This window comes from Massilia sp. METH4, assembly GCF_037094685.1.
In the GTDB taxonomy this organism is placed as follows: Bacteria; Pseudomonadota; Gammaproteobacteria; order Burkholderiales; family Burkholderiaceae_D; genus Rugamonas.
Map to the genome: position 1 here is coordinate 5913273 of NZ_CP146614.1, position 21573 is coordinate 5934845.

13 protein-coding genes are annotated in these 21573 nt (G+C 67.5%); all 13 read right to left on the bottom strand.

Annotated features, from left to right (window positions below):
• Positions 1 to 16 precede the first annotated feature (16 nt).
• Positions 17 to 667 (bottom strand): SGNH/GDSL hydrolase family protein, encoded by a 651-nt coding sequence (locus V6Z91_RS25910; RefSeq protein WP_338763054.1) that lies wholly within the window; start codon positions 665 to 667, stop codon positions 17 to 19.
• Positions 668 to 745: 78 nt separating this feature from the next.
• Complete coding sequence (locus V6Z91_RS25915; protein ID WP_338763057.1) at positions 746 to 4300, bottom strand: pectinesterase family protein; 3555 nt, start codon at positions 4298 to 4300, stop codon at positions 746 to 748.
• A gap of 57 nt (positions 4301 to 4357) precedes the next feature.
• Complete coding sequence (locus tag V6Z91_RS25920) at positions 4358 to 4933, bottom strand: PEP-CTERM sorting domain-containing protein (protein WP_338763059.1); 576 nt, start codon at positions 4931 to 4933, stop codon at positions 4358 to 4360.
• A 261-nt stretch (positions 4934 to 5194) separates the two neighbouring features.
• A complete protein-coding gene (locus V6Z91_RS25925) occupies positions 5195 to 6085 on the bottom strand; it encodes an AraC family transcriptional regulator (RefSeq protein ID WP_338763062.1) in 891 nt (296 codons plus the stop codon).
• A gap of 191 nt (positions 6086 to 6276) precedes the next feature.
• Complete coding sequence (locus V6Z91_RS25930; protein WP_338763066.1) at positions 6277 to 7158, bottom strand: endonuclease/exonuclease/phosphatase family protein; 882 nt, start codon at positions 7156 to 7158, stop codon at positions 6277 to 6279.
• Between the two features lie 188 nt (positions 7159 to 7346).
• Positions 7347 to 10853 (bottom strand): type VI secretion system membrane subunit TssM, encoded by a 3507-nt coding sequence (gene tssM, locus V6Z91_RS25935; RefSeq protein ID WP_338763069.1) that lies wholly within the window; start codon positions 10851 to 10853, stop codon positions 7347 to 7349.
• A complete protein-coding gene (gene icmH / locus V6Z91_RS25940; protein WP_338763072.1) occupies positions 10850 to 12196 on the bottom strand; it encodes a type IVB secretion system protein IcmH/DotU in 1347 nt (448 codons plus the stop codon). Before icmH ends, tssM begins: the two co-directional genes overlap by 4 nt.
• Positions 12197 to 12226: 30 nt before the next feature.
• Positions 12227 to 13558, bottom strand: coding sequence for a type VI secretion system baseplate subunit TssK (gene tssK, locus V6Z91_RS25945; protein ID WP_338772053.1), 1332 nt, complete (start codon positions 13556 to 13558; stop codon positions 12227 to 12229).
• A 24-nt stretch (positions 13559 to 13582) separates the two neighbouring features.
• Positions 13583 to 15235 carry a type VI secretion system-associated FHA domain protein TagH gene (tagH, locus tag V6Z91_RS25950; RefSeq protein WP_338763075.1) on the bottom strand — a complete coding sequence of 551 codons (1653 nt, stop codon included), beginning with the start codon at positions 15233 to 15235 and terminating at the stop codon, positions 13583 to 13585.
• A 17-nt stretch (positions 15236 to 15252) separates the two neighbouring features.
• Positions 15253 to 17154, bottom strand: a complete 1902-nt coding sequence (gene tssI, locus V6Z91_RS25955) for a type VI secretion system tip protein TssI/VgrG (RefSeq protein WP_338763078.1) — start codon at positions 17152 to 17154, stop codon at positions 15253 to 15255.
• 22 nt (positions 17155 to 17176) lie between these two features.
• Complete coding sequence (locus V6Z91_RS25960) at positions 17177 to 17566, bottom strand: DUF4280 domain-containing protein (RefSeq protein WP_338763081.1); 390 nt, start codon at positions 17564 to 17566, stop codon at positions 17177 to 17179.
• Positions 17567 to 17645: 79 nt separating this feature from the next.
• On the bottom strand, positions 17646 to 18842 hold the full coding sequence (locus V6Z91_RS25965) for a hypothetical protein (protein ID WP_338763084.1): 1197 nt from the start codon (positions 18840 to 18842) through the stop codon (positions 17646 to 17648).
• Positions 18843 to 18870: 28 nt separating this feature from the next.
• A complete protein-coding gene (tssH, locus tag V6Z91_RS25970; protein WP_338763087.1) occupies positions 18871 to 21567 on the bottom strand; it encodes a type VI secretion system ATPase TssH in 2697 nt (898 codons plus the stop codon).
• Positions 21568 to 21573 lie beyond the last annotated feature (6 nt).

Consider the following 21573-nt stretch of genomic DNA (forward strand, 5'->3'; position numbering starts at 1 on the left):
TATTAACAGCATGGCGTCAAGCCGCTGCACCCCCGAAGATGACGGTGCGCAGCGTGCACGGATCGTGCGCGAGCGCCAGCTCGCCGATGGCCGCCGTGATCTTTCGCCCGCCTTCGGCCGACGGTTCGATCGGGGACGTACTGGAATAATCGGCGGGCTTGTTGCAGATGAGCCGCATGTCCAGCACCGGCACGCGCCGCGTGACGGCTTCGCGGATGATGACGTCGTTGAAGAACGACAGCGCGCCGCGCAGGCCCGGCGCCAGGTTCGGCACGCCGTCATAGATCGTGGAGACGGCATACGGTGTGCCGAGTCCGCGCACGGCGTCGAGCATGGCGAGGTAGTTGCGGCGGAATTCCGCCTGCCAGGCGGTGAGCAGCTCGGCCGCCGCCAGCACGGTGCGGGCGGGTGTCTGCATGCTCGAGACGAGTCCCAGCACGTCGTTGCCGCCGGCGCTCACCACGATATGGCTGGGCGGCTGCGGCAGGCCCCTGATCCCCCGCAGCTGGGCCGGAACGTTGGCCAGCACGGCGCCGTCCACGGCCAGCAGCGACACCCGGTGCACCGCGCCGAGGCGCTGCCGCAACTGGGCCGCCACCTCGGTGCCTTTCGGTACATAGCGCGCGTTGTCGAATACCGAATCGCCGATCAAGACCACATGTGCCATGGCCCCCTCCCGCAAGTGAAAAGGGCATGGTGGCACAGCGGCGGCCCCCGGCGCGCCGCCTTGGCGCCCGGCCCGGCTTCAGGGCTGCGGATTCCAGCCCGCGCCGCCGCCGAAGGCCGCGAACACCCTGGCGCGGGTGGCGAAGCCCGCTTCCACGTCGCTGGCGCTCAGCTGGAAGCCGCCCACCCGGGCCGCCAGGTCGACCGGCGTGCCGGCCAGGTCGGTCGTGCCATACTCGCGCCAGCCGGAAGTCGCGTTGGGCTCGACGGGGTTGGGCGCCGGCTGGCCGTTGACGCCCAGGCCCGCCCAACCCGCCGCCGCCACGTGCTTGTCCATGCGGCAGTTGATGAAGGCAATATTGTCCCAGCTCGCGGTGCCGCCCGGGCTGCGCGCCAGGTACGTCGCGCCGGCCGGCACGTCGCCGTGCAGCGGGCCGGGGCCGGGGCCATGCGTCAGGCTGCTGTTGAGGAAGACGAAGCCCTTGTCGGTGGCGAGGGGCACGCGCGCCTGGAGCACGTAGCCGCCGCTGCTGGCGTTATTGGAGTCGCCCACCGAGCGGATCTCGCTTTCTTCGAACAGCGCCGCGCGGGCGCTGCCCCAGATGAAGTCCACATTGCCCGCCACCAGCGTGCGCCAGAACCAGGCATAGCCCTTCAGGTTCAGCGTGTCCTGCTCGCTGTGGAAGGCGGCGTTCTTCGCCACCAGCCGGCCGCCGTCGCTGTTGAAGTACAGCGTTTCCGCCTGCGCGGAAATCGACGGGGACCGGATGGTCGTGTTGTTGAAGGTGAGCGTCTCGAGGCTCAGCATGTCCGCAGCTTCCACCAGCATGATCGCGCGCCCGCCGGTCGGGGCGGCCGTGCTCGCGGCGTTCTGGCTCCCGCCCGTGCCCGGATTGAGGCTGTCGTTGTTCGTGTAGCGGATGACCACGCCGTTGCGGCTTTCGCCGACGATGCGCACATTGTCCTTTTCGCGCAGGAACAGCAGCTCCTCGTACGTGCCGTTCTTCACGTTGATCGTGACGGGATCGGCCTTGCCGAAATGCTGCATCGCATGGCTCAAGGCGCCCTGCACGGTGCGGAAGTCGGCCTGGCCGTCGTCGTCGACCGTGACCGTGTCGCCCGCCGGCGCCGCCGTGCGTGTCGTGAACGACCAGTCCCCCGCCTTGCCGATGCCGGCGAACGGCACGCCGCCCAGCGTGGCGCCGGTGAACACGCCATCGGAAATGGCCACGTAGTACTCGGTGCCGTAATCGAGCTTGTTCGCGTGCAGGTCGATCGTCACGCTGTTGCCGTCGATGCGGACCGGTCGGGTGTTCACCTTGCGCACCTGGGCCTGGCCGGGATAGCCCAGCGCGTCCATTTCGCCCGTGAGGCGCACCACGTCGACCAGCGCATCGTCGCCCCTGCGGAACACGCGGATCGTGCCGCCGCTGCCCAGGGCCGGCGGGTTGTCGAACACGAGCTTGAGCGACACGTCGACCGGCTGCGCCTCGGCGCGCGCGGCCGGATACGCGGCGTTGTCGAGTGGGTACGTCTGCGTGGGCTGGACGAAGCGCGGCGCGATCGTGGCGGCGATCGTGCGCGTCAACAGCGGATCGGAGCCGGACTTGAACGTGATGTTCGCCGCCCCCTGCGCCACGGGGGTAATGGTTGCGATGCCGCCGTCCAGCGCGACGCTCGCCACCGCCGGGTTGCTGGAGACCGCCGTGAAGGTGTCCGGGGTGCCGTCCGGGGCGACCGCCGTCACCCTCAGCTGGTACGGCGCGTCCCCCGCCTCGGCCGCATACGTCGTCGCGCCGGGGTCGAGCGATAGTTGCGAGGGCTTCAGCGCCGGGTCGCCGATGCGCACATCGTCGATCTGGAACGATTTATTGGCCGTGTACAGGCCCACCAGGCCACGGGCGGCGAACTCGCTGTCGGTAAACGAGCCGAGACGTTCGCCGTCCAGGTAGATCGTCAGCGTACCGCCGACCAGTTCGAAACGCACGGTGTAGAACGGGCCATCCATCGCGATCGGCTTGGCTGCCTGCACCGGCCGGCTCAGCGAACCCGCGGCCATCCTGGCGATTTCGACCCGGGTGCTGGCGGTGCTGTTCTGCACGTTCAGGCCGCCGCCGTACCAGTTGTTGGCATCCACGTAGCGCGTGACGAGGTACAGCTGCTTGTTCCCGGTGGTGCCGTTCGTCATCGGGCGGATGCGCGCCTCGACGTAGTAATCCGCTGAAGGCACATTCGCCAGGGCTTCCGGCTTGATGAGGGCCAGCACGCCGCCCGTCGTGGCGGCCGTGTACTGCAGCACCTTGTTGGCGCTGCCGGAGACTTCATCCTGCACCCTGAAGCTGCCGTTAGGGCCGGGCACCGGCAGCAGGTTCCATTTCGCCGCGCTGCCGTTCTGGAAATCGTCGCAGAAATACAGGCCGCTGGCCGGGCAAGCGAGACTCGGGCCCGTGTCGACCGTGGTGCTGCCGGTGCCGGTGACGGACGTGGACAGCTTGCCGCCCCCGGCCTGCGCCAGCGCATTGGCCTTCACGAGCGCGGGCGGGCGGGGGGTGTAGGCGTAAGGCGGCGTCCAGGCGACGCTGGCCGGCACCGCGCAGGCGCCCAGCGCGGCCGCGTTCAGCAGCGAGCCGCTATCCTTGAACGCGCCCGGCACGCTGCCGCCGAAGTCGCGCACCACGTCGGCACAGGCGCGCGCTCCCGTTACCTCGAACACGTTGTTGTTCGACAGGATCTTCGCCGCATGGCCCACGCCCACGCTGTAGCTGACCGGGTAGACCGGATGCGACTTCGAGCCGGCGAAATAATTGTTGAACAGGTGGACCTGGCCGTAGCGTACGCGCGGCGCGCGGCTGGCCACGTCGCGGAACACATTGTTGCTGAAGGTGACGCGCAGCTTGCCCTCGTCGCCGGTGGCGCCGTCGCTGCCGCCGACCAGGTTGTTCTTGTTGTGCTTCTCAAAAACGTTGTAGGACACCGTCACGTAATCGGAACCGTTGGTGATGTCCAGCGCGCCGTCGTGGCATTGCTTCACGTGGCCGTTCTCGACGGGCAGGAAATCATCGGTCACCGGCGCATCCGTGAAGCTCACGTGGTCGACCCACACGTGGTCGGCGCCGGAAATGCCGATGGCGTCGAACGCGGCGTTCCAGTTGCCGGTCGAACCGTCGTTCGGGTCCCACATGGGACCGACGTCGCACGGGTTGACCATCTTGAGATTGCGGATGATGACCTGCGAGACGTTCGAGACGAGGATATGGCCGTTGACGATGCCGGCATTCGCGCCGCCGCCGATCAGCGTGGTGTTGCTCTTGAGGCGAATGGCGCCGCGCGCGGCCTGGTCGGCGCTGCTCGTGTAGGGCTGGCCCTCGCTCATGTCGATGGGGCCGGCCAGCTTGATGATCTTGGCGTTGTTCCCGCCGTTGTAGATCGCCGCCAGCAACTGGGCGCGATTGGCCACCGTGTAAACGTGCTCGCTTGGGGCGGCGGCACCGCCCTGCGTGCCGCCTGCCTGGCTGGCCCAGCCGTCCGCCGGGGCCGCCTGGCGAGCCGGGTCGGTCGCTGCCGTGGCATGGCCGAATGCCGCCGCGAGCGCAAACGCGGCGCACAGCGCCGCCTTGACTGCAAGATGTCGCATGCTGTCTCCTGTGGAAATGGATTGGCGCGGGGAGTGCCCCGCTGCGCTATGACGTGCTCAGTGGCGTTCGCGTCGCGGGCGCCACGCGAACGCCAGGCCCATGAGGCCGGCAACCAGGAGCGCCACACTGGACGGCTCCGGCACCGCCGCGGCCGTGCCGATCTGCGCGGTCACGGAGCCGAACTCCGTCCACTGCACGGCACTGAGGTCGAGCGAGATCGTGTGATCGTCGACGATGGACAGCGCCGGATTGCCGCTGCTGCCGCTGTTGCCAAGGAAGGTGAATGCGCCGATGGGCGCGGCGAGGCTCGACCCGAAGTCGAAGCGCATGCTGTAGGCGCCGGTGGGAATGGCGCCGTTGGCGATCACGGTCAGCGCGCCGTCGGCGGTGAAGTCGATACCGAACTGGAAATCCGCGGTGAGGAATTCGACGCCCGTACCGGTGGGGTCGAGCGCCGTGGTATTCGAACCCGGTTCGGCGGCAAAGCCGTGGTCGAGGCCCAGCATGGCGGCCGCCTCGCCGTTGTAGGTGGCCGTGATGATGGCGTGTTGCAGAGATATCGGCGCGGCATGCGCGCCGGCGGTCCCCAGGGCGGCAAGCGCCAGGGCACCGGCAAGGTGTTTGATAGTCAAGCGTGTCTCCGATTTGGTTATTGTGATGTCGGAAGCGCTCGCGGGCGCGAACGCAATGGGACACCTCGCGTATCCCGTGCCGCTTCGAGGAAGACCCGCATGGGCCGTGGTCGAAGGCGGTCGATCGTGCGTGCTGCGTGGTACTTCTGCATGCTGCGTGCTGCGGCCGGCACTTGCCGAAGGTATGGCAAACGGGTCAGCAAATGCGGTCAGGCCTATTCTAGATTGGTCAGGCCAGTATGGCAACCGCCCTGTTGTGTTTCAGGCAAAGACCGGCATGCCGCGGATCTTTTCGATATCCCGTTTCGGCGGCAACCCGAAGCGCCGCGAATAGTCGCGCGAGAATTGCGACGGGCTCTCGTAACCCACCTTGAAGCCGGCCGTGGCCGCGTCGACGGCCTGCGCGAGCATCAGCCGCCGCGCCTCCTGCAGGCGGATCTGCTTCTGGTATTGGAGCGGGCTCATCGAGGTAACGGTGCGGAAGTGCTCGTGGAACGACGAAGAACTCATGTTCACCAGCGCCGCGATCTCCTCCACCTTCACGGCCTGCGCGTAATTGGCCTTGATCCAGGCGATGGCCCGGCTGATGCGCGAGAGCTTGCTGTCGGCGAAGGCGATCTGCCGCAGCCGGTCGCCCTGCTCGCCCACCAGCAGCCGGTACAGGATTTCGCGCTCTGCCAGCGGCGCGAGGAAGCGCTGCTCCGCCTCCGGCACGTCGAGCAGCGCCGCCATGCGGACGACGGCATCGAGCAAGGCCGGTGGCGCCGTGCTGACGTCGACGGCACTGGCCGGCGTGTCGTTGGCCAGGCCGTCCGGGAAAGCATCCTGAATGACGACGTTGATCGTGGCCGGGTCGAGGTCCAGCCGCAGGCACAGGTAAGGCTCTTCTGGGGACGCCTGCGTGACCTGGCCCGTGATCGGCACTTCGGCGCTCACGATCAGGAACTGCGGGGGCGCGTAGGGGTGGACACGGTCGCCCAGCATGGTCTGCTTGCGGCCCTGGGCCACGAAGCAGACGGCCGGCTGGTGCAGTACGGGGATCGGGTCCGTCGGCGTCGTCGAACGGAGGATGTGCAGGCGCGGCAGCGCGGTCGGTTGCGCGCCGTCGGCACCCGCATGGCGGGCGAGGATGTGGGCAAGCTTGTCGATCATCGGAACCTTCGCGGGAGACGTTGCGATCAGCCGGCGATTGTAGCGAAAAGCTTGCCGATGGGACATCCCCGGCGGTTCAACGCCCCAGGCACGCGCGGTACAGCGCAAGGTACGGCATTGCGCCAGCGAGGGCCACTCGCGCCAGCAACCAAGATTAATTCGGGTTTTCGGGGTGGCGAGCATCGCCCGCTTCAATCAACGGTCAGTTCGTACAATACCGGGCAATGGTCAAATTCTTTAAGTACATTAAACCACTCGTCGCTATCCGTACAATTGGGAAGCGCAATCAAGTCCGCTGCATCTGTCACCGCATTCGAAAGAACAAAATCGATAAGGCCATGAGGTTGCACTTCGTATAGCCAATTCGCATGCGGCACATAGTTTGGCGGCAGTCTGATAGACTCAAGATACTCATTGTAGTCCTGGAGGTTTGTCGCGTTGGTTAAGCCTGGCCCCATGAACTGGGCGCGCTTTCCTGTCTTGGCCCACTGGGTGAATGGCAGCTCATCACCATTGTAATCAAGAGGAAGTATTTTACGCACCCGATTTGAATCGCTATCTTTTACACTATTGAAATCACCACCAACGATCGCCGCCTCCCTGGTGTTATTTTCGAGTTCCTGCTCTGCACAATCGAACGCTGTGTTTCCGCCGCTATAAGAAGCATTTGCGTGCATCCCGTAAATATGATGTTTTTGACCTTGTATTTTGCCCACAAGGTATAGAATGTCTCGCCTTTGAGGACTTCCAGCAGAAATGCCCGAGTTTAGCCGGTTGTTCGCCACTGCGCGTTGGCTCCACATCCTCTTGGCGGTCGCCTCTAAGCCGAGGTTGTTTGGAAAAATAACTGCGAGATTCTTTGTGCTTGCGCCGCCATTCTTGTCAGCCATTTCAGCAGTCATTGAGTTCTGGCCTGCTCCTACAAGGTTCCCAACTGTAAGATTCTTACCGGCCTCCTCTAAAAAGAGAATATCTGGCGTATGCGCATTTCGCCATGCAGTGAACACGGCTAGTTTGCCCGAACTATCAGACATACCTCCAACGTTCCAGAATGCTATCGTTTTCGTTACCATCTCTTCCTCGTCAAGTATGGTCTTACTTTCGGAATGCTTATTGGCATCGTATTTTCTTGCGCCGCCTCCTTGCGTCAGCAGCGAGCTGAACTAATCGACTACAGCCGGTTCCTCTGACAATACCCTCTTGTCTGCTGTAAGCGGCAACATGGTATTACATCAAAAGAACACGCACTTCTATCGATTATTCACAGCCCGTCCAGGCACCTGAAGCCCTCCAGCCCGCTCCGCCTGAAGGGGTTGACCACGCTGCTGGCAGTCATTTCAAAAACGGCCTTCCTACCGTTCGCGTCGAAGGTTATACGGTATCGTTCGCTCTGCGCGGTCGTTTCCACGGTTCCGGTATCGAGCATGCGCAGCCAGGCCCAAGGTCCCTCCTTGCGCAGTGTCCCCTGTGGCCCCGGCGGCACAAGATCCAGCACTACTTGCCCCGTGCCCTTCCCGCTCGGCACCTGGAACGTCGCACCTGCCATTGCGCCAGGTACCAGAGAAAGTTGCTGTCCATCGATATCGAGCACAAGCTTTGTGATGCCCGGATCGAGCGACACAGGTTTCAGTGCAAAACGCATGGAAGCAAGCTGCCCGCCCCCACCGAACCACGCATCGCGGATGCGCGCGGCGCGCTGGAACTCGTCGAGCGTCGACTGCGAAATGCCCAGCGCCGCATTGGCGGCGGTCGGCCGCCAGCGCCATTGGCCACCGGCCATGTCCACGTATTGCGCCAGGTTCTTCTGGAAGAAGTCGTCGATCAGGCCGCCCGGCGCGAACAGCTTGCCGAAGTCCTCGGCGGGGATGTCGAGCGCGGATCGGCGCACGATCGGATAGCGCCCCGCCACGGCCTGCCGGCAGAACGTGGCCGGCCCGGCGCGCCACAGCGCGTTCAGCCGCTCGCGCTCGCTGCCCGACGCCAGGCCGGCGCCCGCGCTGTCCACGGTTTTCAGCACGCCGGCCAGCGGCTCGGGCTTGCCGTCCGCTTCGAGCCGCACGCGCGCCAGCGCGTCGGCAGGTGGCGGTGGCGCGCCCGTTCGCTTGGCGCCCGCGGCCGCGTCGAGATAGACCGCGACATCCTTCAGCAGTGCCAGCGTGGTGTCCAGCGGTGGCGGCGTGCCCGCCGTGAGCTGGTGGAGCGGTTCGAAATGCGCATCGACGGGGTGCACCGCCGGTGCGGCGGCCGGTGCGGCCGCACTCCCCAGCACCCCTTGCAGGCGCTTCGTGTAGGTGCCCAGCTTCGCCGCGACACCGCCGGCGGCGGGCGGCGCGGCCGGCTTGTCCGTGCCGCCCAGCGTGGTCTCGCGGCTGGCGGCGACGAGGAACTTCTTCAGCGGCGAATCCGCGCTACCCAGCAGGTTGGCGACACGTGCGCCCTGCTCCATCGTCCCGAATGGACGCACCGCCACGTCGGCCAGCAAGGCGTCCCAGGCGGCGATGTAATCGTCGTAGTACAGGCGCAGCACCGCGGCGCGCATGGCGGCGGCATCGACCGTGGCCGCTTCCTGCCGCGCCAGCACCCAGCGCTCGGCGGCAACGCCGTTCAGCGCCTCCTTGCTCGCCTCAAGGAAGCGCTTGTAGCCTGCCACGGTGAACATGCCGTCCACGCCGCGCGTGAGGGGCGCGCCGCTGCGGCGTGCCAGCACCGTGGACGCCGCCGGGCCGCCGGCGCTGACGGCCGAGAATTCCGGCAGGCCGCTCGCCATCACTTGCCGCTTCAAGCCCGCATAGACGCGCTGCTCGAGGGGCATCTGCGCCAGTGCCAGGCGCGTCGAGTTCACCAGCTCGCCATCGATCTGGGTCTGCGTCTGGCCCTCGCGCACGCTCTCCAGCAAGGCTTCCTGGTGGGCCGACAGCGCGCGCAAGCCCTCCTCGCCCAGGTCCGGCTGCGCCTGCGTGTTGTCCCATGCCAGCCAGCCGGCCACCGACCCGGTATCGAAGTGGCCCGGATCGCCCAGCATCAGGTAGACGCGCAGCGTTTCATACAGCGTGTCGGCATCGCCGGCGTTACCGATGCGCAGCCGTTCCTCCATGCGCTGCTGCACGCGCGGCAGCAGGCTTTCCTGCAACAGCCGCCGGTAGGCGATGCGCGCCGCCTCGCCCAGCTTGTCGCCCTGGTACAGGCCGAAGCGCATCGACCAGGGCGGCGATGCCTCGCGCTCCGCGTAGCCGCCGGGCAGCGCGCGTGCCGCGTCCAGCACCGGCAGGATCGGGCCGCCGGCCGCCACGCGCCGGGCCAGCTCCGCGGTGCGTGCCGCCATCTCCTTCACGTAGGCGCCGTTGCGCAGGTAGCTGCCAATCATGCCGGCCGCCGTGAGCAGGAACAGCAGCACCACGCCGGCCAGCGCGCCCCATTGCAGCCAGCGGCGCCGCCGCTCCAGCGCCGCGTTCACGCCCGCCAGTTCCGCCTCGGGGAACATCACGTCGCGCAGCACGCGGGTGAGGAAGTAGCTGCGGCCTTCCAAGCCGTCGGGTCCGCCCGCGCCGTGCGGCGCCAGCACCTGCCGGTCGACGCCGAACGAGGCGGCGAGCGCGCTCATCACCCGGTCCAGCGGCGTGCCTTCCTGGGTGCCGCTACTGAAGTACACGCCGCGCAGCAGCGCCTGCTGCTCGTAGCGGTTCGGCTCGAACACCTCCTTCAGGAAAGTATCGAGCACGTCGCGGATGGCGGCGAACTGCTGCGGGAAACGGTAGACCAGCGCGCGCCGCTCGGGATCGCGCTCCTGCTGCATGCGCGCCAGCACGCGCGATTGCAGGCGCTGCTCCAGCAGGTCGAATTCCGCGGGAAACGCGGCCAGCGCCGCCTGCACGTCCTTGGGCGGGAAGGTCACGCCCCAGACCTGCCCCCGCTCTTCGCGACTGAGGTTGTCGAAGAATTCCACGAAACCGGCCAGCAGATCGCACTTGGTGACGAGCACATAGACGGGAAAGCGCAGCCCCAGCTGCTCGTGCAATTCCTTCAGGCGCGCGCGCAGCGCGGCCACGTGCGCGGCGCGCTGCGCGCCGTCGTGGCGCAGCAGGTCGGTGAGCGACATGGCCACAATCACGCCGTTGATGGGGCGGCGCCGGCGGTGCCGGCGCAGCAGTTGCAGGAAGCCGGTCCAGGCGGCGCTGTCGGCGTCGGCATTGCTGTCCTGCGTCGTGTAGCGGCCGGCCGTATCGAGCAGCACCGCTTCGTCGGTGAACCACCAGTCGCAGTATCGGGTGCCGCCGATGCCGCCGATCGCGCCATTGCCCATGCTGCCTGCCAGCGGAAATTTCAGGCCGGAGCGCGTGAGCGCCGTCGTCTTGCCCGTGCCGGGCGCGCCGATGATCATGTACCAGGGCAGCTGGTAAAGCCCGCCCCGCCCGCCCGTGCGCGACTTGCGCAGGATCGCCAGCGCCTCGCGCATGCGGACATTGAGCTCGGCCATCTCCGCTTGCTTCTCGGGGCTGGCCCCCGGGTCCGCCGACTTGTGCTGGGCCGCCAGGCTTTCCATCAACTTCAGGTTGGCCAGCTTCACGGCCAGCATCCTGCCGCCGAACCAGAGAGCCCACGCGAGCAGCAGCGCGACGATCCAGTACCAGCGCACCCGTTCCGCGGCGAACGGCGCATGGCCGTCGAAGGACAGCAGCGGCGCCTCGAACCAGATCACGAGCGACAGCAGCAGCACGCCCAGCAGGGCCAGCACGGGCGGCTTGACCAGCCAGTGGAACAGCTTCTTCATCGCGCGCCTCCCTCGGGCGTGGGCGTGGCCACGATGATTTCCACGCGCCGGTTGCGTGCCCGGTTGGCCGGCGTGTCGTTCGGTGCCAGCGGTTCCGCCTCGCCATGGCCTTCCACGTCGTAGCGCGCCGGCGGGCCGGCCTTCAGTGCCAGCAGGTCGCGCACCGTCGCGGCGCGGGCGCGCGACAATTCATAATTCGACGGGAAGCGTGCCGAAAGGCCGGGCCGCACATTGTCCGTATGCCCCACTACCAGCACCCTGCCGGGTACCGTAGCCAGCGCCGCGCCGATGCGGCCCAGCAGCGGAAGGTGGGCGGGTGCCACTTCGCCGCTGCCCGAGGCGAACACGCCGTCGCCGCGCAGCGTGATCGTCGAGCGCCCGTCCCGGTCCACCACGCTGACGAGGCCCTCGGCGATTTCCGGTGCAAGGAAAGTGGCCAGGTGCGGCGGCCTGGCGGTGGCCGGTGGCGGCGCGGGCGCCGCGGCAGGCGGCCGCGCCGCCTTCAGCGACAGCAGGTTGGCGAACCCGGGATCGGACGCCTGCCCCAGCCGGTACGACAGCACCAGTTGCAGCGCCAGCAGCAGCACGGCGCCGGCGGCAGCCACGATCCACACGGGCACGGCGCGCCACAGCGGTTCGCCCTTGCCGCCCTGCCCCTGCCAGTGCACCGACAGTTCCGGTCCGGCCGTGCCGCGCTGCCGTTCGATCAGTTGCAGCAAGCGGTCCCGTAGGGTGTCGAGCTGGCTGCGGCCGTTTTCCATCACGCGGTAGCGCCCCTCGAAGCCCAATGCCAGGCACACATACATCAGTTCCAGCGCCGGCAGGCCGGCTTGCGGATTCTGGCTCAGCTTCTGCAGGATCAGGAAGAATTTTTCGCCGCCGAACGCCTCGTTATGGAAGGTCACCAGCAGGCTGCGGCTGGGCCAGGTGTTGCCGCCCCAAGGGGTGGAGGCGATGGTTTCATCGAGCAGCGTGCACAGCGCGTAGCGCGCCGCCGCGATCAGGTCGTGCTCGACCTGCGCCGCCCGCGCCGCCTGTTCGAAGTTGCGCATGGCTTGCACGAGCCCGATGCGTAAGCCCTCCACATCGGGATGGCTGGCCATGCGCCGCAGCGGCAGCACCAGGTCCAGCAGCGGATTGGCCGCGCGCACCAGCGGGTTGAGCCCCAGGCCATGGAGGTGGACGGGGTCGCCGGAGGGCGCCGCCGGTGCCGGTGGCGGTGGCGCCGGCTCGCGCGGCAGCAGCGACGGCGGCTGGGCCGCCGGTGGACGATTGCCGGGCCGCGGCACCAGCATGGTGCGATCGCCGTCCTGCATCGGTTGATCGGGATCAGTGGCACTCACGGTTTCGCTCCCGTCGGGTCATGGCGGCCGCTACTTGCGGATCGCCCAGAATTCCATTTGCAGCCCCGGATACTCGTTCGGCACGTGCAACCCGAACCCGGCCGACGTCAACAGGGGGCGCCAGTAATCGCTGTTGCGGTCCAGCTCGAAATACGTGTAGCCGGCGTGGAACGGCAGCTGGCGCGGCGCCACTGGCAGCGGGCGCAGTGCAATGCCGGGCAGTTGCAGGTTGACCAGGTCGCGGATCTTCTCGACCGACCCGATCTTGACCATGGCCGGGAAGCCGCTGCGCACGGCCTCGGGTGGCACGTGCGCATTCACCGCCAGCACGAAGGTGGCCGAGCGCAGCAGCTCGGGATCGGGCACCACGGCCACGCGCAGGCCGAACTGGCGCTCTTCCAGTTTCAGCGCCACGGCATGCGGGTCGATCACCTGCGACAGGGCGGCCCGCAGGTCGTCCAGCACCGGCTGGAAGCTCTCGGCCAGCCGGTCGTGCCGGTAGACGGGGTAGCCGGTGGCCAGCTTGTCCGGCCGGCTGAACGTGGCCAGTTCCCCGGCCAGCCGCGCCAGTTCGGCATACAGCGCCTCCGGATGCAGCCCCGTCATGCCGGCCAGGTGCGTGAACAGCGGCAGGCTGCGGTTCAACAGCTGGAGCATGAGGAAGTCGGCGATCTCCGCGGCGCCACCCGTGCCGGGCTGGGAGAGGCGCGCGGCCAGCGCTTGCGCGCGCTGCCCCAGCATGCCCACCAGTTCATCGGCGAAGGCACCCAGGCGCGCCGCCGCGCGATAGTCCAGGCAAGGGGGGCAATAAGCGGCGTCGAGGACCACGCGGCCATCGGGCCGCCGTTCGACAACGCGCGCCACGCCGAGCACAGTGAAGGCATTGGCCACGTCGCGCGCCAGCGCCAGCCGCAGCCGCAAGCTGCCCACCTGCATCAGCGCCGCGTTATCGAGGCCGTTGCTGTCCATCGCCTCGTATTCCACGGTGCGGTAGCGGGCAGTATCCGCGTCGGCCTGGCCATTGCAAGTCTCCGCGATACCCGGCCGGCGCAGCGGCAAGGCCAGCACCACCAGCGCGTCGCGCGCATCCTCGGGAATGTCCAGCGGCGCAGGGAGCGCATCGTCCTGCGGCAGCACCAGCGGGGTACCGTCCGGCAGTACCGCGCTGCATCCGCGCAGCGCCAGCTTGCCCTGCGTCAGCAGGGCTTCGTCGATGTCGAGCGCCGTGAAACCCCAGGAATAGGCGCGCACGCCGGCCACGCGCGCCTCGATCACGCCGTGCAGGTAGCGGTCATGCTGTTGCAGGTGCTGCGGCTGCAGCAGCATGCCTTCGGACCACACCACTTTACGATTCCAGGACATCATTCCCCACGCCAGGTAAGTTGTTCATCCATGGCCGGCTTCCTTCAGCCGCCGCACCTGTTCCTCGTATGCCACCGCGAACGCCGCGCCGAACAGGCGCTGGAAGTCTTCGTCCGCCTCCAGCGCCATCTGGTCGTACAGCTCCACCATGCGGTCCCACAGCTTCGTCTTGCGGCCCGACGTGAACACCCTGTCGAGCATGCCGGGTTCCTGCAACCGGTCCTCGATCGCCTTCGGGTCGAAGCGGCGCAGCACCCCGGCCAGCGCGGCGCGCGTGCCGGCCATCACGGCCAGTTCGTGGGCGCGCAGGTCGACGAAGGCGCCGGCGAACGCGCGCTCGGGGGCCACATAGCCGGGCACGGGCCCTTGCAGCATGTGCGCCAGCGCCGTCGCCGCGTCGGGGAAGAACTTCAACGGGTTGTTGGCCTGCGGGGCCATCATCGTCATTTCCACGCGGCTCTCGCGCTTGGTCAGCGCACGCGCCATCAGCGCGCCGATGGTGCCGGCAGTGGCCTCGCGCAGCATTGCTCCGGCCAGCTCGGCCAGCTCTTCCGGCGCCAGGCGGCTGTGCAACTCGGGCAGGCGCAGGCCCCGCAACAGCGCTTGTAGCACGCGGCTGTCGTCGGCCGGCAGCGCCGGCGCGGCTGTGCTGGCGGGTGCGCTGGCGGGCACCGCGAATGGCTTTGGCCCCGCTTGCGGCCGCAGGACGGTGTGTCCGTCGGGTGCCTGCCCCGGCTCCGGTACCGGCCTCTCCTGCACGGGCGCCTTTGGCGGCGCGGGCTGCGGTACGACCGGCAGAGGCACGGGCGGTTCCGGCCTGACCTGCCGTGCTGCAGGTGGCTGTGCTGCGAGCGGCTGTGGTGCGAGCGGCTGTGCTGCGACCGGCTGTGGTGCGACCGGCTGTGCTGCGAGCGGCTGTGCTGCGACCGGCTGTGGCGCAGCCGGTTCCTGCGCCATCGGATGCCGCGCAACCGCTGGTGGCCCGGCATGCGCGGGCGCGGGCCGGGGCCACGCGGGCGGGGGCAGCAGGTCGGCCAGCGGATCGTAATCGTCCGGGATCGCCGGGGCCGGCCTGGCGGCCGCCGGAGGCAGCACGAACGCCGCCTGTTCGGGCGGCGCATGGTCGCTTTCCGCGCCGCGATATGCCGGGCCCGGCGCGCGCGGCGCGGCTGGCGCGAGATTGAGCCCGAGGGGATCGGCGCCCGGATCGAAGCCCGCCGCGAAGGAGCCGCCCAGGTGCAGGATGCTTGCTTCGGCCAGCGAATCGCCGCCGGGGCTGAACGACGGCACGGCCGCCGCCGGGGCGGGGACCGGCTGCACTGCCGGAACAGGTTCCAAGCGCGGCGGCGCCAGCGAGACCTCCGGCTCCAGGGCGGCCGCCAGCGTATAGTCACCGATATCGATGCGTTCGCCGCCGGCCAGCCTGATCTCGCAGGCATCCCCCAGCGGCTGCCCGTTGACGAGCGTGGGATTGCTGCCGAGGGCGACAAGGAACCAGCCGCCGTCGCGCAGCTCCACGCGGGCATGGGCGCGCGAGATGTACTTGGTGGGATCGTCGAGCACCAGGTCGCTGCCTGCGCCCCGCCCCACCACGCCGCCGCCGCGTTCGAAGCGGCGCGCGAGCGGCGGTTCCGGCGCGACGCCCCGGTAGGCTTGCACGTTCAGGATGATCGGCATCGCAAGTCCCATGAATGCTAGTTGATCTTCACGAGCGCACCTTCGACGGTGAGCACGCCGCCGGCCTTGATGGACATCATGCCATCGGCCTCGATGGCGATCTGCGCCGACTTCATCGTGATCTTCGTCGGCTCGATCTTCACGCTGCTGCCGCCCACCACCAGTTCGATCGAGGTGCCCGCTTCGATCACGACAGTCTTGCCGACATTGACCTTCTGGTCGGCATCCACCTTCACCGTGTCGTTGTTCGCCACGTGCAGGTTGCGGTCGTTGCCGATATCGGTGCGCTGGTCGTTGTGGATGTCGATGGCCTGGTCGCCCGGGTCCTTCTTCTCGAAGCCCACCTTCAGCGTGTCGTTGTTCTTCACCACCCGGTTGCAATCCTTCTCGGCCTGGATGTACAGTTCCTCGGCGCCCTTTTTGTCCTCGAAGCGCAGCTCGTTCCAGCCGCCGCCGCCCTTCGAACTGTTGGTCTTGATCGTCGAGCGCGTCCCGTTCGCGGGCAGCTTGTAGGGAACCGTGGTGTCGGCGTTGTAGACGCAACCCGTGACCAGCGGCTGGTCCGGATCGCCCTCCAGGAAACTGACCACCACTTCCATGCCGATGCGAGGAATGAACATCGTGCCCCAGCCCTTGCCGGCCCAGCCCTGCTGCACGCGCACCCAGCAGGAACTGGTTTCGTCATCCTTGCGCTCGCGCTCCCAGTGGAACTGCACCTTGATGCGGCCATGCTTGTCGGTCCACACTTCCTCGCCCGCCTTGCCGACCACGAGCGCCGTCTGCGGTCCCCGCACGACAGGCTTGCCGGCAATGCGCGGCGGCCGGTAGCAGTGCTCCTTGCCCACTGCCTCGAAGGCGCACACGTATTCGAAGGCGCCTCTGGCGTCGCCGCTGGCATAGGCGGAACTGGAGAACGCGATCTCCGTGGCGGTGACGAGGAACTCCCGGTTCAGGTCGGCGCGCGGGTGCTCCGCCAGCTTGAACAGGGCCCCGGCGCCCAGGCCGCGCGCATTCGTGGTGCCATCGACCTGTTCGCCCTGCCCGTGGAGGGCTTCCATGCGGCCGCGCGCCAGCGACTCGCCGCCTGACGCGGCCTTGTAGCGGCCCGGGTAGTCGTATTGCCGGAAGCGCTGGCCGATGAAAGGTGCCGCGATGGCCGATTTCACCAGCAGGCCGCCGCTGCGGATGGCCGAGGGCTGCTCGAAGTCGTAGTCGTTGAGCGCATATTCGGCCGCCTGCACGGCGCCGGCCGGCCACATGCGCGTGACCGCCTTTTCCGGCGCACGGCGGCCTTCGCGCTCGTCCCAGAACGGCAACGTGGCATAGCCGGCGGCGGCCGCGTGGGCGCCATACCCGTCCGCCAGCACCATCGTGTGAGCGTCGGCCTCGTGGCGGAAGTAGTAATAGATGCCCTCTTCTTCCAGCAGGCGGCTGACGAAGTCGAAGTCCGATTCGCGGTACTGCACGCAGAACTCGCGTTTCGCCGGCGTGGCCGACAGCTTACCCGCATCGATCTTCACCAGGCCGCCGTAGGCGCCGTCGGCGCAGACGGCCTTGACGATCTCGATGGCCGTCTTTTCCTGGAAAATGCGGCAGTCGGACGAGCGCGTGAGCAGCCACAGCGCCGGGTGCACGACCGCCTCCCAGGCGGGCATGCCTTCGTTCCAGCCAAGGCTGGCCCACCGCGTGACGATGCCGTGGAAGTGGCGCTTGCCCTCCGCTTCCAGGTCGAGCGTGACCGCAAGCTCCTTGCCGAGCACGTCGGCCGTGGCGATATCGCCGCGGGTGGAGGCGAGCTGCACGCGGAACTCGAACAGCCGCCCCAGCGCCTCGCTGCATTGCATGCCGCGAAACAGCAGCACGTCCGGCCCGAGGGCGGTCGTGACGGTGACGGGACGGTGGGACTGGGTGGGTTGCATGATCGGCATCGCTGACCTTTGTTCAGGGTACTTGGGTCTTGACCGTGCCGGAGGTGGCGAACTGGATCACGCCGCCCCAGTTGCACATGCACTTCGACACGTTGTCGAGCGTGGGCATGTTCGCCAGCAGCACGGTCGGCGCTCCCGTCACCCACGGCGCGGCGGTGGCGGGAATGCACGGCATCGGCGTGAGCACGCCCATGGCCGCCGCCGTGGCCGCGGCCACCGTGGGATTGGCGGGGGACATGCACATGCCGAACGGCAGGATGTTCACCATCGGCACGTGATCCATGATGTTGGCCGCGGGCGGCCCCTCGCACAGGACCTTGTTCTTGGGCAGGACGACCAGCGACGATGGAGCGACGCCCATCGAGCAGGTCATCATGGCGCCCATCGAGACTTGGTTCGGCATGATTACCCCCTCGAGTGGCGGGATGCGGACTCCAGCTGCACGAGATTTGCCGGGGCCCAGCGGGATGGCCGACGTGTCCTCATGACTGCACCGTCCAGTCGACCGGTTTGGGAAGGAAATTCTGCTGCAACACGCCTGCCGACCTGGCGACCGAGTCGACGTGTCCCTCCTTGAGGCGCAGGGACTTCGTCACCTTCTTCTCGAGATCGTGCGTGTCCTGTTCCAACGGGACGGTGGTATACCAGCGGTACACGTGCGAAGCCATCGCCATGGTGGCCTCGCGGCGAACCCGCAAGTAGTCGAACAGTGCGCGCATCGCGTTGATATCGAAGGGTTTTCGCTGGCGCATCATGTCGATCACCGTTTGCCCTTCTTGCGTCGAGGCCGAAATGGGCCAGTGAGGGTAGGCTGTCGGCTTGCGCGCGTTCCATTCCTTTAGTTCCGCATCGACGACGGCTTCCTTGACGCTTGAGTCGCCCATGGCGATATTCGCTGCCGTGGTTTCATCCGCATCGAACATCCGTCCCGGGTCAAACAGTCGGGCGCGTCCGCCGTATTCTTCCGCCCAGGTGCGAAAGCGGCTCTGGAACCACGTTGCCGCATGCTTGACTATCGGGTCGGCGCAGCCAGCCGCCAAGCTTAGCGGCTGGGTGGCCAGCGCCCGGACCGCGCGCAACGCCACCTGGGCGCCGCCCACGGTAGTCAGGTACTGCCGGATCATCGCCGCGAGCGCGTCGTCGCTCATCGACTTGACCGCCATCTGCCAGTCGGCCCACGCGGCGCGGACCGCGGAGTCCTTGACCTGCACGCTCGGCGGCACGAAGGCATTGCGTTCGCGGTTGTACAGCAGGTCCTGGTAATGCAGCCAGGCTGGATGCAGAGCCCAGACATAACGTATCATCAGACAGAACTGCTCCGCGTGCCGGTACTCGTGATAGATGCTGTTGAAGATGACAGGGGCGTACACCTGCGGCACGTCCTCCTTGCTCAGCGCCAGGACATCGTTCAGGCTCACCTGCCACAGGCCGGGCTGGAAGCAGGCCATCGTACCTTCGGTGCCGAGGTTTAGGAACGCCTTGACGGGCACCGGGTGCTTCTGGACAAGGAAATGCTCATCGAGCATTTGGCAGATTCCCAGCACCAGGGTCGGCAGATCTTCGGCGGACACGATCTTTTTCCCTCCAATCCCGCCGGGTCTGACGAATTTGGCCAGGCGGCTGCGGAAATCCTTGCAATGCTTTTCGATAACCGTTTCATCGGCAAGCAGGAAAGTCATGTAAGTCTCCTTGTTTCGATGTGCGCGCCTAGGCGAAAACATAGTGGAACGTGCCCTCGAGCACGTCGACCTGCACCGCGGCAGCCTGTGCCCGTTGAGCGCTGCGCCAGAGAAATTCGCGGCTGATATCCGGCAACATCGTATTGGTCAGAATGGCATCGATCATCCGCCCGCCCGACTCGCTCTCGGTGCAGCGCGACACGACCAGCTTCACCACGTCCTCGCCGTATTCGAACGGAATGCCGTAGCGCGCCTCGACGCGCCGCTTGATGCGGTCCAGCTGCAGCCGCACGATCTGCCCCAGCATCTGGTCCGACAGCGGGTAGTACGGGATCGTCACCAGCCGGCCCAGCAGCGCGGGCGGGAATACCTTCAGCAGCGCCGGGCGCAGCGCCTTCGCCATGCCTTCCGGGTCGGGCATCAGGTCCGGGTCCTTGCACAGGCCGGCGATCAGGTCGGTGCCCGCGTTGGTGGTCAGGATGATCAGCGTATTCTTGAAGTCGATGAAGCGCCCCTCGCCGTCTTCCATGAAGCCCTTGTCGAACACCTGGTAGAAGATTTCATGCACATCCGGGTGGGCCTTCTCCACTTCGTCCAGCAGCACCACCGAATACGGCTTGCGGCGCACGGCTTCCGTCAGCACGCCGCCCTCGCCATAGCCCACATAGCCCGGCGGCGCGCCCTTCAGCGTCGAAACCGTGTGCGCCTCCTGGTACTCGCTCATATTGATGGTGATGAGATTCTGCTCGCCGCCGTACAGCGCTTCCGCCAGCGCCAGCGCCGTCTCCGTCTTGCCCACGCCCGAGGTGCCGGCCAGCAGGAACACGCCGACCGGCTTGCCCGGATTGTCCAGCCCGGCCCGGGAGGTCTGGATGCGCTTGGCGATCATGTCCATCGCATGGTCCTGCCCCACCACGCGCTGCGCCAGCACCCTGGCGATGTTGAGGATGTTTTCCACCTCGTTCTTCGCCATGCGGCCCACCGGGATGCCGGTCCAGTCGCCGACCACGGCGGCAACGGCCTGGTAGTCGACCGTGGGCAGGATCAGCGGCCGTTCGCCCTGCCGCGCCGCGAGCCTGGCTTGCACGCCCTTCAGCTGCTCTTTCAGGCCGGCGCGCTCGTGGTCGCCGTCGCTGACCGCTGAGCCGTCGACCGGCTTGCCGCCATCGCGCAGGCGGGCGCGCAGCGCCAGCAGTTCGTCCACCAGCACGCGCTCGTCGCGCCAGCGGCCTTCCAGCCCTTCCAGCCTGGCCTTCTCGTCGGCCAGCGCCGACTGCGCCGCGGCGGCGCGCTGCGCGGTGTCGATGCCGATCGCTTCCTCGCGCCGGATGATTTCCAGCTCCGTCGTCAGCGCGTCGATGCGCTTGCGGCTGTCGTCCACCTCGGCCGGCGTCGCGTGCAGGCTGACGGCCACGCGGGCGCTCGCGGTGTCCAGCAGGCTGACCGACTTGTCGGGCAGCTGCCGGCCCGGAATGTAGCGATGCGACAGCTTCACGGCCGCTTCCAGCGCCTCGTCCAGGATCTGCACCTTGTGGTGCTTTTCCATCGTGCCGGCCACGCCGCGCATCATGAGGATGGCGCGCGCCTCGTCCGGCTCGTCGACCTGGATGCTCTGGAAGCGCCGCGTCAGCGCCGGGTCCTTCTCGATGTGTTTCTTGTATTCGGCAAACGTGGTCGCGCCGATGGTGCGCAGGGTGCCGCGCGCCAGCGCCGGCTTCAGCAGGTTGGCGGCATCGCCGGTGCCCTCGGCGCCGCCCGCGCCGACCAGCGTATGGGTCTCGTCGATGAACAGGATGATGGGCCGCGCGCTGGCCTGTACCTCGTCGATCACGGAACGCAGCCGCTGCTCGAACTCGCCCTTCATGCTGGCGCCGGCCTGCAGCAGGCCCACGTCCAGCGCCAGCAGCCGTACGTCCTTCAGCGCCGGTGGCACGTCGCCGCGCGCGATGCGCTGGGCGAAGCCTTCCACCACGGCCGTCTTGCCCACGCCAGCTTCACCGATCAGGATCGGGTTGTTCTGCCGGCGCCGCATCAGGATATCGACCAGCTGGCGGATTTCCTCGTCACGCCCCACGATCGGGTCCATCTTCGCAACCTTGCCGCCGGGCCCTTCGCCGCGTGCCTGCTCGGTCAGGTCGACGGTGAATTTCTTCAGCGCCTCCTGCTTGCCCATCGCCGCCGGCGCCACCGCGCCGCTGGTTTCACCCGGCGCCGCCATGGCAAAGCCGTCGTTGGCGCCCATCTTCGCCTCCGGCGACCCCTTCAGCAGGAAGCTGAAACGGTCGGACAGGTCGTCGGGCTTGATGCGCTCGAACTGCCGGCTGATGGCGAACAGCGCGTTGCGCAGGTTCGCCGTCTTCAGCGCGGCCACGACCAGGTGCCCGCTGCGCACGGCGCTCTCGCCGAACATCAGCGTGGCGTACACCCAGGCGCGTTCGACCAGTTCCTCCACGTGCGACGACAGGTCCGTGACGGAGGTGGCGCCACGCGGCAGGCGGTCCAGCGCCGCCGTCAGGTCGCGCGCCAGCACGGCGCCATCGAGCTCGTACTGGCGCACGATGCGGTGCAGGTCGGAATCCTGCAGTTGCAGGATCTGGTGCAACCAGTGGATCAGCTCCACATACGGGTTGCCGCGCAACTTGCAGAATACGGTGCTGCTTTCGATCGCCCGGTAGCACAGCGCATCGAGCTTGCCAAACAATGCCACGCGGCTGATATCGGCCATGTCGTT

Coding starts and splice junctions, on each gene's coding strand:
- V6Z91_RS25910 (WP_338763054.1), bottom strand. CDS start 667: ATGGCACATGTGGTCTTGATCGGCGATTCGGTATTCGACAACGCGCGC.
- V6Z91_RS25915 (WP_338763057.1), bottom strand. CDS start 4,300: ATGCGACATCTTGCAGTCAAGGCGGCGCTGTGCGCCGCGTTTGCGCTC.
- V6Z91_RS25925 (WP_338763062.1), bottom strand. CDS start 6,085: ATGATCGACAAGCTTGCCCACATCCTCGCCCGCCATGCGGGTGCCGAC.
- V6Z91_RS25930 (WP_338763066.1), bottom strand. CDS start 7,158: ATGGTAACGAAAACGATAGCATTCTGGAACGTTGGAGGTATGTCTGAT.
- tssM (WP_338763069.1), bottom strand. CDS start 10,853: ATGAAGAAGCTGTTCCACTGGCTGGTCAAGCCGCCCGTGCTGGCCCTG.
- tssK (WP_338772053.1), bottom strand. CDS start 13,558: ATGTCCTGGAATCGTAAAGTGGTGTGGTCCGAAGGCATGCTGCTGCAG.
- tagH (WP_338763075.1), bottom strand. CDS start 15,235: ATGCCGATCATCCTGAACGTGCAAGCCTACCGGGGCGTCGCGCCGGAA.
- tssI (WP_338763078.1), bottom strand. CDS start 17,154: ATGCAACCCACCCAGTCCCACCGTCCCGTCACCGTCACGACCGCCCTC.
- V6Z91_RS25960 (WP_338763081.1), bottom strand. CDS start 17,566: ATGCCGAACCAAGTCTCGATGGGCGCCATGATGACCTGCTCGATGGGC.
- V6Z91_RS25965 (WP_338763084.1), bottom strand. CDS start 18,842: ATGACTTTCCTGCTTGCCGATGAAACGGTTATCGAAAAGCATTGCAAG.
- tssH (WP_338763087.1), bottom strand. CDS start 21,567: ATGGCCGATATCAGCCGCGTGGCATTGTTTGGCAAGCTCGATGCGCTG.